The organism is Pedococcus sp. 5OH_020, from assembly GCF_027812955.1.
Classification (GTDB): domain Bacteria; phylum Actinomycetota; class Actinomycetes; order Actinomycetales; family Dermatophilaceae; genus Pedococcus.
The window spans coordinates 44,850-59,670 of sequence record NZ_JAPYZV010000012.1; the positions used below are offsets into that span (position 1 = coordinate 44,850).

General features: G+C 66.7%; 15 protein-coding genes and 1 pseudogene. 4 read left to right on the forward strand and 12 right to left on the reverse strand.

Going from position 1 to position 14,821, the window contains the following annotated elements:
- Positions 1 to 5 precede the first annotated feature (5 nt).
- The 4 genes from PHA84_RS18655 to PHA84_RS18670 all read right to left on the reverse strand — a co-directional run bounded on the left by PHA84_RS18655 (position 6) and on the right by PHA84_RS18670 (position 4,369).
- Positions 6 to 1,055, reverse strand: coding sequence for an ABC transporter permease (locus tag PHA84_RS18655; protein ID WP_270889651.1), 1,050 nt, complete (start codon positions 1,053 to 1,055; stop codon positions 6 to 8).
- A gap of 240 nt (positions 1,056 to 1,295) precedes the next feature.
- Positions 1,296 to 2,783, reverse strand: coding sequence for an aldehyde dehydrogenase family protein (locus PHA84_RS18660; RefSeq protein WP_270889652.1), 1,488 nt, complete (start codon positions 2,781 to 2,783; stop codon positions 1,296 to 1,298).
- Between the two features lie 63 nt (positions 2,784 to 2,846).
- Complete coding sequence (locus PHA84_RS18665) at positions 2,847 to 3,605, reverse strand: N-acyl homoserine lactonase family protein (RefSeq protein ID WP_270889653.1); 759 nt, start codon at positions 3,603 to 3,605, stop codon at positions 2,847 to 2,849.
- The gene (locus tag PHA84_RS18670; RefSeq protein ID WP_270889654.1) at positions 3,605 to 4,369 is read right to left on the reverse strand and encodes an SDR family NAD(P)-dependent oxidoreductase; all 765 of its coding nucleotides are present in this window, start codon (positions 4,367 to 4,369) and stop codon (positions 3,605 to 3,607) included. Before PHA84_RS18670 ends, PHA84_RS18665 begins: the two co-directional genes overlap by 1 nt.
- A gap of 134 nt (positions 4,370 to 4,503) precedes the next feature.
- Here PHA84_RS18670 and PHA84_RS18675 point away from each other — a divergent pair, with 134 nt between their 5' ends.
- On the forward strand, positions 4,504 to 5,373 hold the full coding sequence (locus tag PHA84_RS18675) for a helix-turn-helix transcriptional regulator (RefSeq protein WP_270889655.1): 870 nt from the start codon (positions 4,504 to 4,506) through the stop codon (positions 5,371 to 5,373).
- Positions 5,374 to 5,650: 277 nt separating this feature from the next.
- Here the strand turns inward: PHA84_RS18675 and PHA84_RS18680 are convergent, their stop codons facing one another.
- From PHA84_RS18680 to PHA84_RS18695, 4 genes are all read right to left on the reverse strand, one after another.
- Complete coding sequence (locus tag PHA84_RS18680; protein ID WP_270889656.1) at positions 5,651 to 6,688, reverse strand: NAD(P)-dependent alcohol dehydrogenase; 1,038 nt, start codon at positions 6,686 to 6,688, stop codon at positions 5,651 to 5,653.
- A 50-nt stretch (positions 6,689 to 6,738) separates the two neighbouring features.
- Positions 6,739 to 7,134: a (R)-mandelonitrile lyase gene (locus tag PHA84_RS18685; protein ID WP_270889657.1), complete on the reverse strand. Its 396-nt coding sequence runs from the start codon at positions 7,132 to 7,134 to the stop codon at positions 6,739 to 6,741.
- A gap of 111 nt (positions 7,135 to 7,245) precedes the next feature.
- A complete protein-coding gene (locus PHA84_RS18690) occupies positions 7,246 to 7,707 on the reverse strand; it encodes a MerR family transcriptional regulator (RefSeq protein ID WP_270889658.1) in 462 nt (153 codons plus the stop codon).
- Positions 7,708 to 7,970: 263 nt separating this feature from the next.
- Positions 7,971 to 8,873, reverse strand: a complete 903-nt coding sequence (locus PHA84_RS18695) for a helix-turn-helix transcriptional regulator (RefSeq protein ID WP_270889659.1) — start codon at positions 8,871 to 8,873, stop codon at positions 7,971 to 7,973.
- 224 nt (positions 8,874 to 9,097) lie between these two features.
- On the opposite strand from PHA84_RS18695, the pseudogene PHA84_RS18700 reads away from it, so the two are divergent.
- Both PHA84_RS18700 and PHA84_RS18705 read left to right on the forward strand, forming a co-directional pair.
- A pseudogene (locus PHA84_RS18700) lies at positions 9,098 to 9,361 on the forward strand (alcohol dehydrogenase catalytic domain-containing protein); the annotation flags it as partial.
- Positions 9,362 to 9,419: 58 nt separating this feature from the next.
- Positions 9,420 to 9,656: a hypothetical protein gene (locus tag PHA84_RS18705; protein WP_270889701.1), complete on the forward strand. Its 237-nt coding sequence runs from the start codon at positions 9,420 to 9,422 to the stop codon at positions 9,654 to 9,656.
- A gap of 40 nt (positions 9,657 to 9,696) precedes the next feature.
- Here PHA84_RS18705 and PHA84_RS18710 read toward each other — a convergent pair whose 3' ends face one another.
- From PHA84_RS18710 to PHA84_RS18720, 3 genes are all read right to left on the reverse strand, one after another.
- Complete coding sequence (locus tag PHA84_RS18710; RefSeq protein WP_270889700.1) at positions 9,697 to 9,930, reverse strand: SDR family NAD(P)-dependent oxidoreductase; 234 nt, start codon at positions 9,928 to 9,930, stop codon at positions 9,697 to 9,699.
- Between the two features lie 40 nt (positions 9,931 to 9,970).
- Positions 9,971 to 10,348, reverse strand: coding sequence for a cyclophilin-like fold protein (locus PHA84_RS18715; RefSeq protein WP_270889660.1), 378 nt, complete (start codon positions 10,346 to 10,348; stop codon positions 9,971 to 9,973).
- 94 nt (positions 10,349 to 10,442) lie between these two features.
- Positions 10,443 to 11,180: an SDR family NAD(P)-dependent oxidoreductase gene (locus PHA84_RS18720; RefSeq protein ID WP_270889661.1), complete on the reverse strand. Its 738-nt coding sequence runs from the start codon at positions 11,178 to 11,180 to the stop codon at positions 10,443 to 10,445.
- A 671-nt stretch (positions 11,181 to 11,851) separates the two neighbouring features.
- Between PHA84_RS18720 and PHA84_RS18725 the strand changes: the two genes are divergently transcribed.
- The gene (locus PHA84_RS18725) at positions 11,852 to 13,141 is read left to right on the forward strand and encodes an MFS transporter (protein ID WP_270889662.1); all 1,290 of its coding nucleotides are present in this window, start codon (positions 11,852 to 11,854) and stop codon (positions 13,139 to 13,141) included.
- A gap of 578 nt (positions 13,142 to 13,719) precedes the next feature.
- On the opposite strand, the gene PHA84_RS18730 is transcribed toward PHA84_RS18725, so the two are convergent.
- On the reverse strand, positions 13,720 to 14,772 hold the full coding sequence (locus PHA84_RS18730) for an AbrB family transcriptional regulator (protein WP_270889663.1): 1,053 nt from the start codon (positions 14,770 to 14,772) through the stop codon (positions 13,720 to 13,722).
- Positions 14,773 to 14,821: the final 49 nt, after the last annotated feature.

The window sequence follows — 14,821 nt, forward strand, 5'->3', positions numbered from 1 at the left end:
CTGAGTCAGGGCGTGCTCTTGGTGGAAGCCGAGCTCATGAGCCGTTTCAAACCCGCTCTGCCGAGCTGGGTCATTGCCCCCGCAGCGACGGCCACGACCAGCAGCACTCCTTGCACGACGACTCGCAGTCCAGGGCTCAGGTCGTGCAGGGCGAGGCTCTGGTCGATCAAGGGCAGGAGCACGCAGGCCGCGACCAGGGGCGAGACGCTCGACGGCCCGCCGCCAAAGGTGGCCCCCGCGATGGCGACTGCCGTGAGCGTGGTGATCTGGTAGGTCACGCCAAGCGTCGCGTCAGGCGTCTGCACGTAACCCGCAGCGAGCGCCCCGGCGAAGGCGTAGAGCACCCCTGCACCGGTGAAGGCCAAGATGTAGACGGCGTGCACGCGGATGCCCAGCAGCCTTGCGGCGGTGGGGTTGGTGCCACTGGCTGCGACCTGGCGACCAGCCCGAGTGCGATGGACGACGAAGCTCAAGCCGGCTGCCAGCACCAGGGAGATCAGGAAGAGGAGGCTGATGTGGCCTACGTCCGCGCGGCCGATGGATTGCAACCACCCGGGTGCGCGACCACCGGTGGAGAACGTCTGGCCCATCCAGATAATCAGTGCTCCGGTGATCATGGTGTTGATCGCCAGCGTGACGATCAACGCGTTGAGTCGTAGCACGCTCACCATGGCGCCACTGATGGCGCTGAGCCCAGCGCACACGAGAACGGCCAGGAGGAAGGAGAACACCGGTCCGCGGGTCTCGACGTAGTGAACGTTGATGGCGGCACTCAGGGTCATGTAGCCCGGCACTGCCAGGTCGATCGCACCCACCATGACGACCAGCAGCTGGCCCAGGGCCGCGACGAGCAGGCATGCCGCTATCGCGGTGATCAGCTCCCGCGACGCCGGCTGGTACGTGCTGGGCTGGAAGAGGGCGATGACGACAACCGCGCCGGCCAGGGCGTACCAAGCCACGAGGTAGCGGCTCGGCCACCGGTAGCCCAGGTCGACCTTGCGCGACCAGGACCGTGCCCCAGCGGCCTCCGGCGAGCTGTTCTGGTGGATCGCCATGGCCAAGCCCTTCCGCGAACGTCATTGTCGGGTGGATGTCAGCGGCCGGCAGGGAACCTGGTGGGGGTGAAGCTGACAGCAAAATGGAACCATACATTTTCCAGTGCCGCAAGAGTCTGACATATACATAGAGCGAGAAACATCTACAATTCGATCGCGTGCAAAGTCACCGCGTCCCTCGGGGGACTTGCTCGGTCGACAATGGCCGGGCGACCGGTGCCCCTGAAGCGGCCCAGCCGGTCACTCCAGGTATGGCAGGGTCCGCTCGGTCGAGAGGTCCCACATCACTGCCTTCGGCCGCGTGTACTCGAGGACCGCTTCGAAGCCGTACTCGACGCCATACCCGCTGGTTTTCATGCCGGCCAGGGGCAGTGTGGGGTGGGCTGCACGATAGGTATTCACCCATACCGCGCCCGCCTCGAGGTTCTGGGTGAGGTACTGGATGGCTGCCGCGTCATTGCCCCACACCTGGGCGCTCAGTCCGAACTCGGAGGCGTTGGCGCGGGACAAGGCCTCGTCCACGGCGTCGAACCGCAACACACTCGCCATCGGACCGAAGGCCTCCGTCGTAGCCGCCGGATTGTCGTCGTCGACGTCCACCAGGACCGTGGGCTGGTAGAAGGCGCCATCCGTCAGGGGCTCCCAGGTCGCGGGCGCCCCTCCTGCGAGGCGCGTCGCACCCGCGGCGACTGCCGAGGTCACGAGCGCGTCCACATTCTCGCGCTGACGCTTCGTGATCAACGTGCTCATCTGGGACCTGGCGTCGGTGGGGAGGCCCACCCTGATCCGTCCTGCCAGTTCCGAGACGCGCGCGCACACCTCGTCGTAGATGGAGCTGTGGACCAGGATCCGCGATCCCGCCACGCAGCTTTGACCGCTCTTCACGAAGTTGGAGTGCACCGCCGAAGGGACCGCAAAGTCCAGGTTGGCATCGGGCAGCAGGATGATCGGGCTCTTGCCGCCCAGCTCCACCACGACGGGCATGATGTTCGCAGCGGACTGGCGAATCACCGCCCGGCCCGCCTCGACGCTGCCGGTGAAGGAGAGCATGCCAATGCCATTGTTCTCCATCAGCATCGGTCCGACCACGTGACCGCGCCCCGTGAAGACGTTGAGGACTCCGGGAGGGATTCCCGCCTCGAGCGCGAGCTCGATCAGGCTGAACACGAGCAGCGGCGCGGACTCTGGAGACTTGATCACGATGCAGTTGCCCGCGACCATAGCGGGAGCTGCCTTCAAGCCCACCATCACGGCATTGGCGTTGAACGGCGTGATGGCCCCCACCACGCCGTACGGCTCAGGGACTCCGTAGGCGATGCGGTTCGGGAACGACGAGTAGGTGTGCCCTTGGATCTTGTCGGCCATCCCGGCGTAGTAGCGGATCAGGCCCACGCTCGTGTCGATGTCGCCCAGCGCCTCTCGGCGCAGATGGCCCACGTCGGAAATCTCGAGGTCCGCGAGCTCCTCACGACGTTGCGCGATCAGGTCGGCCCACCGCGACAGCATCGCCCCGCGCACGTCAGGTGCGGTCTGGCGCCACGTCTGCTCGTAGGCCGCGCGCGCGCCGGCGACGACCTCGTCAAGGGTGGCTGTGTCCATCTCGAAGACTTCACCCAGGGGCTGACCCGTGGCTGGGTTCTCGAGCGGCAGATAGCGGCCGCCTGTCGGCACGACGTGGCCGCGCGCGGAGATGTAACCCACTCGGGCGTGGTCGTTGACAATGGTCATCTGACATTCCTCCTGTGCCGACCGAGTCGGCGGATCGGGGCGACAAGGCGTGGCGACGCCAGGTCAGGGCAGCTGCACCTGAGGGGTGAGGGGGAAGCCCGAGCTCTGGAAGCGCGAGAGGTCGGGGTCGTGGTTCATCAAGATCCGGTCGGAGACATCGGAGATCTTCTTCAGCGACGCGAGGGAGACGGCCGAGCCGACATGGGTCCCAGGCGGGGTCGGCGTTGTCAGGTTCTCCATCATGCAGGCCGCGTCACCGCTGACGCAGAGCACACCTTCGGCGGTCCTCACGAGGACGGACTGGTGCCCCGGCGTGTGCCCGGGGGTCTGGATGATCCGCAGTCCGGGGACCACGTCATAGTGGTCGCGACTCACCAAGTGGTAGTTCATGACAGTGAGGTCATCGTCGGTCCACTCGATGTCGTAGGCCCACGCCTGGGCGCTGCTGGGGTCCGCTGCCCACTGCCACTCCTCGTGCGAGACGTAGAACTGGGCGTGCGGGAAGGCCAGGTTGTTCTCGGCGTGGTCGTAGTGCAGGTGCGTGTTGATCACCGTGTCCACGTCACGGCGACGCCAGCCGAGCTCGGCCAGGGCGGCGTCGATGGTCTCCTCCGGGGCGATCGTGTGCGGATCCACCCGCGACCACTTCGCTGCGTCACGGATCCCGGTGTCCACCAGGATCTTTCGACCAGCCCCTTCGATAGCTGCCGCCCAGACCGGTACGTCGAGCACGGTGCCTAGGGGATAGCCGTACACCGTGCCGCTCTTGTCGGCGCGAATGGTCCCGAGGCGGATCGTGTGGACCTCGAATGTGGCGGGCACTAGAAGTTTCCGATGCCGATCGTGTTGCCCCCGTCGACGGTGAGGACGGCGCCGGTGACGAATCCGGCCTCCTCGCCCAGGAGGAAGGCGACGGCACTCGCGACCTCGTGCGCCTCCCCTGCGCGGCCGATGGGGTGGGAGGCGGCAATCCGCGCGGCGTTCTCGGGGTCCTGGAACATGTACTCCGTGAGAGGGGTCTTGATCATGCCTGGCGCGACGGCGTTGACCCGGATCTGGCGGGGCGCCAGCTCGAGGGTCATCGTGTAGGTCATGCCGGTCACGGCGAACTTCGAGGCGACGTAACCGATCCGGTTCGCCACTCCCCGGATGCCCGCACCTGAGGAGAAGTTCACGATGGAGCCGGGGGTGCCGGCATCCACCATGGTGCGGGCCACAGCGCGGCTCACGTTCATGGTGCCGTCCACGTTCACGGCCATGACCCGGCTCCAGGCGTCGGGCTGCACGTCGAGCAGTGACCCGACGCACGTGATGCCCGCGGCGTTCACCAACCCGTATGGAGTGCCGAAACGTGTCACGGCAGCCGCCGCAAGCGCCTCCGCCTGGCTCGAGTCAGTGACGTCAGTGGGCACGAGCAGCACGCGGTCGGAGTTCCCCAGCTCATCGCGCAGCGAGTCGAGGGAACTCTCGTTGAGGTCTGCTGCCACCACCGACGCGCCCGCCTCAAAAACAAGTTTGGCCGTGGCTGCCCCCATCCCGCTGCCCGCCCCCGTGATGACTATCGATTTGCCTCGAAGACTGCCCACTTTTGCTCCCTCGCTCGGGGATGACGCTTCCGCACACCGGTCCAGTGCAACCTAGCCATGCAAGAACAGTTTGTAAAAGGTCAGATCTTTCAGGGTTAGGACTAAACCTGTCACCGCCGTTCTCTGCTGTGGAGGTGGAGAGCCGCGCCGAGGCCAGAGAGTTCCTCAAGTCGCGACGGGCCAAGCTGAGCCCGCCGAGCTCCGTTCCCCCCTCCGATCCCACCTCCAGGGCCGTCCACCGGCGGGTGCCCGGGCTCCGCCGCGAGGAGGTCGCCGCCCTCGCGGGAGTCAGCGTCGACTACTACACCCGGCTCGAGAAGGGGCGCCTCGAGACCGCGTCGCCGGCCGTTCTGGACGCCATCGCGCGAGCGCTCCAACTGGACTCCGCTGAGCGCTCGCATCTGTACTCCCTGGCGAGGGCCTCGCGGGGCGAGCTGGCAGAACCCCCTCCGGATGCGACGGACGGCGCGCTCCGCCCCCAGCTGAGGTGGCTGCTTGACGCCATGGGTCGCAGTCCGGCCTACGTGAGGAACGGACGGCTGGACGTCCTCGCCCACAACGTCATGGGACATGCGCTGTACAAGCCGATGTTCGACAGCATGGGAGACAGACCCAACCTGGCCCTCTTCTGCTTCCTCGACGGACGCGCGCAGGAGTTCTTCCCCAAGTGGCCAGAGGTGGCCGAGGAGACGGTGGCCCTTCTTCGCGCCGAGACCGGCCGGCATCCCTCCGACGCGGTCACGGCTGACCTCGTTCAGAGCTTGCTGCACGGCAGCACGGCTTTCTTTACGCTCTGGGCCACCCACGACGTCCGTCGGATCCTGGCCGAGGGCAAAGAGTTCGCTCATCCGCAGGTGGGACCCTTGACGCTGACACTCGAAGCGCTCGAGGTTTGTGCCGACCCCGGGCTCACGGTGGTGGCGTATGCCGCCCAGCCGGCCTCGCAGTCCGAGGAGGGACTGAATCGGTTGAGCCAGACAAGGACAGCCACCCCGAGCGGCTGACACGCACTACTCGTGCTGGGCGATCGCCATGAACAGCGGGCACCCCGGACTGCAGCCCGGGCCTTGGACCAGCCCGCAAATTAGTTGGCACCAAGGGCCCCTGACCTGCGTTTCCGCTGGTTAGGGGCCCTCTCGTGAATGTGGTGGCCCGCCGCCGGGGGAAGATACCAGTGGGTCGGGTGCGCGATCAGGCGACGGCTTGGCTGCCGCAGCTTTAGTGTGAGCGCGCCGCGGTTGACTTGGTCTAGGAAGTCTGAAACTCCATCACTTCACCGGCTCACAGGGTGGTGGTGTCGATGACGAAGCGGTATCGCACGTCGGAGGCCAGGACTCGTTCGTATGCCTGGTTGATCTGGTCGGCAGCGATGACCTCGACCTCGGCACCGATGCCGTGCTGGGCGCAGAAGTCGAGCATCTCCTGGGTGAGGGCGATGCCACCGATCATGGAGCCGGCAAAGGACCGACGCCCCCCGATAAGGGAGAACACGTTCAGGCTGAGCGGCTCGGCCGGGGCGCCGACGTTGACCAAGGTGCCGTCCACTGCCAGCAGCCCAAGGTAGGCGTCGAGGTCGATGCCGGCGCTGACCGTGTTGACGATGAGGTCGAACCGCCCGGCCAGCTGCTCGAACGTCGAGGGGTCAGAGGTGGCGTAGTAGTCGTCGGCACCGAGGCGCAGGCCGTCCTCCTGCTTCTTCAACGACTGGGACAGGACGGTGACCTCGGCGCCGAGAGCGTGGGCGATCTTGACACCCATGTGACCGAGTCCGCCCAGGCCCACGATGGCGACCTTCTTCCCGGGCCCCGCATTCCAGTGACGCAGCGGCGCATAGGTGGTAATGCCGGCGCACAGGAGGGGAGCAGCTGCAACGGGGTCGATGCCGTCGGGCACGGACAGGACGTAGTCGGAGTCGACGACGACGTGGGTGGAGTAGCCGCCATGGGTGGTGGTTCCGTCGCGGTCGGTGGCCGCGTAGGTGCCGACCATTCCCTTCAGGCAGTACTGCTCGTCGCAGGCCCGGCAGTTGGCACACTCCCCGCAGGAGTTGACCATGCAGCCGACGCCGACGCGGTCGCCGACGCGGTGGCGGGAGACGTCCGCACCGACCTCGGTGACGACTCCGACGATCTCGTGACCAGGCACGACCGGGAAGGGCTGCGGGCCCCAGTCACCATTGACGGTGTGGATGTCCGAGTGGCAGATGCCGGCGTACTCGATCTGGATGAGGACGTCGTTCGATCCAACCTCACGGCGCTCGATGACGGTGGGGGCCAGGGGCTGGCCGGCGGCGGGTGCCGCGTAAGCGTTGACGCGCATACGAAAATCTTCCTTCTCTTCTGATTGGGTGGATCGGGAAAGTAGGGAGCTCAGACGCCGTACTCGGCGTCTGTGACGTGGTCCAGCCAGGTCACGACTTGTCCTCGGTCGTCGGCCTCCTGGATGGCGACGTGGGCCATGAACCGGTCGGACGTGGCGCCGTGCCAGTGCTCTTCGTCGGGCTCGATGTAGACCACATCGCCCGGGCGGATCTCCTGCGGGTCGCCGCCTCTGCGGGCGACGTACCCGATCCCGTCGGTGACGTACAGGGTCTGGCCCTTGGGGTGGCTGTGCCAGGCCGTCCTGGCGCCCGGGGTGAAACGGACGTGGGCGCAACCGACAGCCGACTGCTCGTCGGGATCGCGTATGCCGTCGATGTAGACCGTGCCGGTGAACCAGTCCGCAGGTCCTACGGCAGTCTCACCGCCGCTCTGGGTGAACTTCATGTGCGATGCACTTCCTTCGTGTCACGGTCCAGGGCGCGCCGGAGCGCTGCCCGAACCTGGTTACCGGTGCCCGAGGTATGCCGCCGCAAGGCAGCGCGGCAAACGTTGGCACTACCGCTTGCTGGCTGGCTTGACCTCGTCAGCGAGGGTGCGGGCCTCACCTAAGAGCAGTTCGACGTGGCCGTCGTCGCCGGCGGCCACAGCGTGCCAGTAGTCAATCTTCAAGGCGACGTACCGCTGGCGGAGGACGAGCTGCTTTGCCTCGACCTCCAGTCGTTGCTGCTGCGCGGTGAGCAGCTCGATCTGCTCGCCGGCCGCACACGGGCCGAGTTGCCCGTTCGCGACGTACTTGGGCATGTCCCTCACGGACATGCCGGTCGCCGCGAGGCAAGCCACCCACATGATCTGGTCCAGGTCCTCCTCGTCATAGACGCGGTGACCACTGCTCGCCCCCCGGCCGACGGGGGCGATCACTCCGATGGACTCGTAGTAGCGCAGCGTGCTGGCTGGCAGCCCAGTCAGGGCTGCAGCCTCCTTGATCGTGTACTCGTGGCGGGCAGTCAGAGCGCTCATGTCAACCACGCTAAGAACTTCAAGTGCTCGAAGTCAGGGCCATGCTTCCCAGCCAGATGACTTACTGAATCTCTGGGTCTCGCGAACAATGCTCGTCCTGTCTCAAGTAGGGGCCCCTGGGCCGAAGCCGTTCCCTACGGCCGCCAATGTGCGCTCAAGTTCCCACCAGTTTCACGCATCTCCTGACTCACCCCTCCAGCCGCCGCGCGAACCAGCCGTCGGCTTCATCGCCGAAGTAAGTAGCCGGTTGTCCTCGTGAGGTCTCAGCGAGACTGTCTCAGCGAGCCAGCCTCAGTGACGTCCTCGGGCAACTCGTGGGTTGCCGCCCATGACGCCAACAGCTTCAACCCGTCCTCAGCTGCCGAGCCCGGTCTAGCCGTGTACACAGTCAGGTCTAGGCTCCCCCGGTCACGCGTGGGTAGGTCCATCGAGTGGTACGTCAGCTCGAGCGAGCCGATGTCAGGATGACGGAACGTCTTGACGCCGTTGGAATGCAACCGGACGTTGTGGGCAGCCCACCGGGTGCGAAACTCGTTGCTGACCGTGGACAACTCACCAACGAGCTCACGCAGGTCCTTGTCATGCGGATCCCGTCCAGCCTCGGTACGCAGCAGCGCGACCGTCGTGTTGGCAGCCCCTTCCCAGTCGGGGTACATGCTCCGTGCTGCCGGGTCGAGGAACTGGAACCTTGCAATGTTGATCGGGTCCCGGCGACTGGCGTACATAGGCGAGTACAGGGCCCGACCCAGTGTGTTCGTCGCGAGGATGTCCATGCGACCGTTGCGGACCATGGCCGGCGCCGTCGTCATGGAGTCCAGCATCCACTGCACGCTCTCGGGGAGCTCAGTGCCGCGACGGCGTCTCTGCACACCCTTCATGGAAGGTTTCGCCGCCTGCGCCAGGTCGAACAAGTAACTGCGCTCCGCATCATCAAGCTGCAACGCGCGCGCCACCGCATCGAGGACGTCTTCTGACACACCGGCTATGTGCCCCTTCTCCAGCCGGATGTACCACTCGGTGCTCACACCAGCGAGGACGGCAACCTCCTCACGGCGCAGCCCCTTCACACGCCGCACGCCACCACCAGCAGGCAGCCCAGCCTGCTCCGGGGTGATGCGCGCCCGGCGGTTGGTGAGGAAGTCACGAATGTCTGCACGAATCTCCACCCCTTCACGGTACGACCGAACGCACATCCATGGGGGGTCGCGTTTGTCCCCCTACAACCTGAACCTGCCCTCGACGCCCCAACAGGAGTTACATGGTGCGCGCGGACGGATGACAGCCAACCTCACCGGCCCGCACGAGTCCTGTCTTGCGTCACCGCTGGCGACGTGAACCGGTCCAGCATCAACCAAACGCTGACCTTTCAGCCAACAAGGGAGACATCAACATGCGAGGCACAGTCCTGCACGGGCCTGGCGACGTCCGCTTCGAAGAGCGAGACGACCCCACCCTCGTCGAACCCACCGACGCCATCATCCGCCTCGCCGCCAGCTGCGTTTGCGGGTCAGACCTGTGGCCCTACCGCGGCCTCGAGGACGTCAACGTCCCCTCCCCGATGGGTCACGAGTACGCCGGTTACGTCGAGCAGGTCGGTGACCAGGTCACCGCCGTCAAGCCCGGTGACTTCGTCGTCGGGTCGTTCTTCGCCTCGTTCCCGGCGCCATCCGCGACGGCGACCCGGCCTACGGCAGGATGCCAGCCCCAGCGGCATGGTCTACGCGTCCGGCACCCTGTACGTGGCCCACGTGCGCGGTCAGGCGCTGCGCGCCGTCCCCGTTGCGGATCCGTCGGCCTCGCGGCTGTTCTTCCACGAGCAGTTCGGCCGCATCCGTGACGCAGCCATCGCACCCAACGGTGACCTGTGGTTCATTACGAACAACACTGACGGTCGCGGCACACCGCGCGGCCGCGATGACCGCATCATGCGGGTTCACCTTGCCGGCTGACTTGAACACCACCGGCCTGAGGCGCTCCAACGGTACGGTCTCAGCGACCCACCGCGACTGTGCAGTCCTGGTTGCTGACGTCGCATCGGACGCCCAGAACATCATGGCCCCGTGCGGTCAGGTCCTTGGTCGCCTCGTCTAGCTTCTCCTGGGTGACATCGGCCAGAGCCGCCGCGGCGTTGCTTGCCGCGAATGCGCGCGGGGTGGCCAGACCCATGCAGGAACTGGCACCGGTGACGAACGCCTCATGGCCGGTGAAGTCGTAGCTTGAAATTCTTCAATGGTGCTTGGCCGATCGTTTTCCGTGGACATGCTCACTCGTTCTTCTCATCGGCGTCAGTAGCGCGTTCAATCAGCACCTTAAAGACGTCAGGCTGAGAGCGGATGGCGGCAATGTCCCCGTCGAAAGAACCCAAGCGAACGATTCCGTTCCAGTAGTCGACGTCGCCGTAGTAAAAGACAAGGTCGCCGGAAGGCGCGTAGTACCCGACGTCGTTGACCTCGGGGTCTGCGCCTGCGGGGACACCCTGCGTCGTCAGCGGCCACTGGAGGTCGGCAATCTTTTCCACACCGTTGAAGTCACGGAACGTCAACGTCAGCGGGAGATGGTCGACCAAGGCCTGCGCCGTGGAGTTGTCGAACAGGGTGGCGGTCAGCGTCTGGCCGCTGAACCTGATGGTGACTTGGGTCATCGCGCCCTCTTCCGGTGGATGCTGTCAGCCTCGAGGGTGGTAGGACTTGGGGCGGCACAGGACATCCACGCACACCGTGGTGTCCACGGGAGGCTCATGCGCGTTCGGGCAAGGTTAGGCCGGTGTGGCGTTCAAGTGAACAGAGCAGACGGTCTTGGAACTGTGAGTCCGTCACGGCGGGGTCTGGGTCACGACGCTGCTGGTGGTACCAGTACCCGCCACTGGTCGGGGCCTGCCGGTCATCGCTCGTGACGAGCCACTCTTGGGTGCGATGCCCGAGCCGCAGGTCGTCCGGAGCTCCCGGCCCACCCATGCGTGTTGGCACCCACCCTGGGTCGACACTGTTACTGAACACGCCCGGCCACAGGCGCGCCACCGCTGCCGCGAGCGTTGCCACGAACAGTTTGCTGTCGGAATACGAGCCAGCCCGTCCACCCGTCCAGTCGACGCCGGTAACGTCGGCCGTCGCACCCCGATGCATGCCGCTGCTGAGGTACACCAGCCGCTCAACCTGCGGCATCAAGGCGGTCAGCGCGTACGGAGCAACCACATTGACCGGCATGATGCCTGGCCCGCGGTACACCCCAGCGTTGTGGATGACCGCGTCCACCATTCCCGACGACGCGACCTGATCGGCAACGCTACGAGTCTGAGCCAGGTCGGCAAGGTCCCCAACAATGGCGTGAGCGCCAGCGTCCAGGAGGTCACGCACCGCGTCCAACCGCTGCTCGTTGCGACCATGAACGACGACTTCATGCCCCTGCTCCAGCAGGGTTTGCGCTGCAGCTCGGCCCAGCCCGTCCACTGACCCGGTGATGAGCACCTTGGTCATGTCGGCACGCCGGTCATATCGGCACGCGCCACGACGGAGAACCAGCCGAACAGGCGCGCACGCTCGTGGCTATCAGCCCTGCGACGCGGCCTCTCACCACGGGCACGACGGCTCGCCGGTCGGGGCAGGCGGGGCCATCTGAGATGACGCCGTAGACGACTGTTCCCGCATCCGGCGACGGTCGTGGGACGTTCGCGTCGGCCGGCGCCGCAGAAGCGGTGGAGACGATGACCACACCCGAGGCCGCAAGTGTCAACGCTGCCGAACGAAGGCGCCGGCTCCAGGGACCCAAGAGCGCTCCTCGCCTCTCATCCACGCCGCAGACAGGGTGGCAGCCACTGAGTTTGCGACCCTGCGGCGCATTTTCCCTGCTGGTGCGAGTCGTCATGGTCCGTCTTTCTCATGTCGTGGCGGGCCGCCGACGCCCGGCACTCAGCCCGAATCTGCGAGGCGACTGGGTAAGTCAGACGTGGCGAACCCATTTCCACCACGGTAGGTGCCTGCATCATGCGCTGGCAGGCACAACCGGTACCCCCACAAGTTCAACCCCTCAAACAGGCAATGCCCTGGCCGGGCACGTGGTTGTCACCAGTGCGGCAGCTACGACGAGGTGGCTCACACCGGCTGCGACCGGGCCGCACACCCATCCTGCCTAGCTCAGAAAGCACACCATGTCTTCGCAACCTCGTCCCCCGACCACCAGACTTCCCCTCGTCGTGTTCGTCCTCGCCGCCGGCACATTCCTCATGGGAACGACCGAGTTCATGATTGCCGGGCTCCTGCCCGAGATGGCCGCCGACCTCGGCTTCTCCATCCCGCACACCGGCCTGCTCATAACCGCATTCGCCGTCGGCATGATTGTCGGCTCACCCCTCATGGCCGTAGCCACCCTGCGGATGCCGCAACGTCTCACGCTGACCCTCGCACTGTTGGTGTTCGCCGCCGGGCACGTCGTCGTCGCCCTGTCCACCACGTTCGCGGTTGCACTCGGCGCCCGCGTCGTCACGGCATTGGCCACCGGCGCGTTCTGGTCAGTCGCAGCAGTCGTCGCCACCCGCGCCGCCGGTGCCGCCAACAGCTCCCGAGCCCTCGGCGCCGTCATCGGCGGTCTCACCCTCGCCAACGTCATCGGAGTCCCCATCGGCTCGTTCGCCGGACAGCTAACTGGATGGCGCGGCCCGTTCTGGGCCCTGGCCATCCTCGCCACCGTCGGCGCCACCGTCATCGGCCGGTTCATCCCCCACAACACCGACGCAACCACACCAAGCATCCGAAGCGAGCTCACGGCCCTGCGCAACGGTCGGCTGTGGCTCGCACTGACCGCGTCCGCCGCCATCATGGGCGGCGTCCTGGCCACGTACAGCTACATCACCCCCATCCTCACCGACCGCACCGGCATCCCAAGCAACCTCGTCCCGCTCGTCCTCGTCGGGTTCGGCGCCGGCGCCCTTGCCGGAACCACGTTCGGCGGCCGCATCGGCGACCGGCACCCGATGACGACCACAATCACCGGAGCCATCGCCACCGCCGTCATCCTCGCCCTGTTCACCACCCTCGCAGCCCAGCCCGTTGCAGCCATCGCCCTCGTCGCACTCATGGGTCTGGCCGGATTCGCCGTCAACCCAGTCCTGTCCGCCATGGCTGTCCAGTTCGCCGGCAACGCCCCCACCCTCGCCGCAGCCCTGAGCACGTCCGCATTCAACGTCGGCATCGCCGCCGGCTCCTGGGTCGCCGGCCTGGCCCTAGGAACGGGCCTCGGCCTGGCCGGCCCGTCCATGGTCGGCGCCCTCATCGCGCTCACCACCTTGGTGCCGCTCGTCGCCCTGGCCGTCATCGCACGCCGCCGGGCACACCCGGACGGAAGCTGGGCAGCCCTGACCAGCCGCCCGAAGGGGGCCACGACTGCCCGGCCGAACCAGCCGGCGTCTCGACCCGCCGCGCAGCTGGAACCGGCTTGCTGACCCCACGGGTGCCGCCGCCCTCTCCCCAACTCACGTGGCCCGGGCCCCCTGCTCACGACCGACGTTCCGGTCCGGCCGCCTGGGACCCATGCGTGTCATAGGGGCCCAGGCAGCCTTTGCCGTGGACACGCGGATGCCGGTCCGCGCCTGAAGCCCTTTGTTGCGTGACCCGGCCACCATCGCGGGGCTGGTGCGAGAGGTCTCTACAGCAGACAGAGCGGACAAAGCGCGAGCGGGAGTGCCGTCAGAGAACGATTCCGAGCGCCCCGACATGGGACTGAGGAATGTGGCCCCTCGCCGAAATCTGCTCCGCGTGTGGACTGGTCTCTACTGCGTGGACTGCAACGACCCTCGCTGTGGTCCACCCATCGCCCGCCAGGTCGTCGAAGCGCCCGAAGGACGCATCATCCGGGTCAGCGACTCCAACCAGGGCAGCACGTTCGTGGTGTGGCTGCCGGACCGAACGATGGACTCGGCCCCGAACGCGGCCTGCAACCACCCAGCTGAACCGCTCAGGGCTCGGCGCGTGAGCGAGCCAGATGCACGGTGCCGGTAGCCCTCACGCGTAGGTGGGTAGCTTAAGCGTTGCCGCGCGGCCGACGGCGCAGCCACGCTCCCAGCAATGGGGCGCACAGCAAAGCCAGCAGGATGCGCAGGCACTGCATGGTGAGAATGAGTCCGACCTCGTCTCCCGAGTCCACCGCGACAGCGGTCACCGCCGGCAGACCCCCAGGGGTCGTGGCCAGGTACCCGTCCAACGGCGACACCCCAACCATGTGCGCGAAAGCAACCCCGATGCCGGCGCACGCGGCCATACCCAGCAGGGCGCTGACCAGCGCCAGCGGGAAGATGCCCGCGAGCGTGCGCAGCTGGTCCCTGGTGAACCCGACCCCGACGTAGAGACCAACCAGCGTGTAGCCCACCGTCAGCAGCCAACCCGGGACGTGAGCCAACCCGAAGACGCCCCACACGGACACCGCGCTCGAGACCACAAGGGGAACGAGGATTCCGGCGCCGCCGAATCGGGCGAGACGAGCCAGGACCATGCCGACCAGCAGGCAGATGCCGGTGTAGGCAAGGTCCGCCCCCACCGAGGAGTTGACACCCGTCGAAGCGCCGCTGGCAGCTGGCCGCGCGCCGCCGAGGAGCGGGGCCACGAGGGGGACGCTGACGAGGACGACGATGACCCTCAGGTACTGCGCTGACAGCACCACCTGGGCATCTGCGCCGAACTCCTTGGCCATCAAGCTGACGCCGCTGGCTCCGCCGGCAATTGAGGCAAACGCCGCGGTCGTTCCCGACACCCCCGGGTGCAGGTTCAGGAGCTGGCCAATCAGCATGGTGGCGCCAAGCGTCAACAGGACCCCCGCCGGAACGGCAACAGGTTCCCTCGCCACCGCTTTGAGCACGTCAGCGTTGATGGTGGCGCCTGCGGCCACACCCACGATGGCCATGCCCAGCTGACGCAACACAGCCGGCAGCTGCGGCGCGGTCGGCGAAGTCACTCCCAACACCCCGCCGCCCACCAGCGCCGCGAACAAGGCCGGTGTCGGCGCACCCGCCCAACTCAGCAGGCCGGCGACGGCGACGAACGCCAGGACGGCCAACGACCAACGACGGCCCGCCTTCACAAGAGCACAGTGCGCAACGTGGCAAGCGACCCGGCGGTGAGGCGGTCAC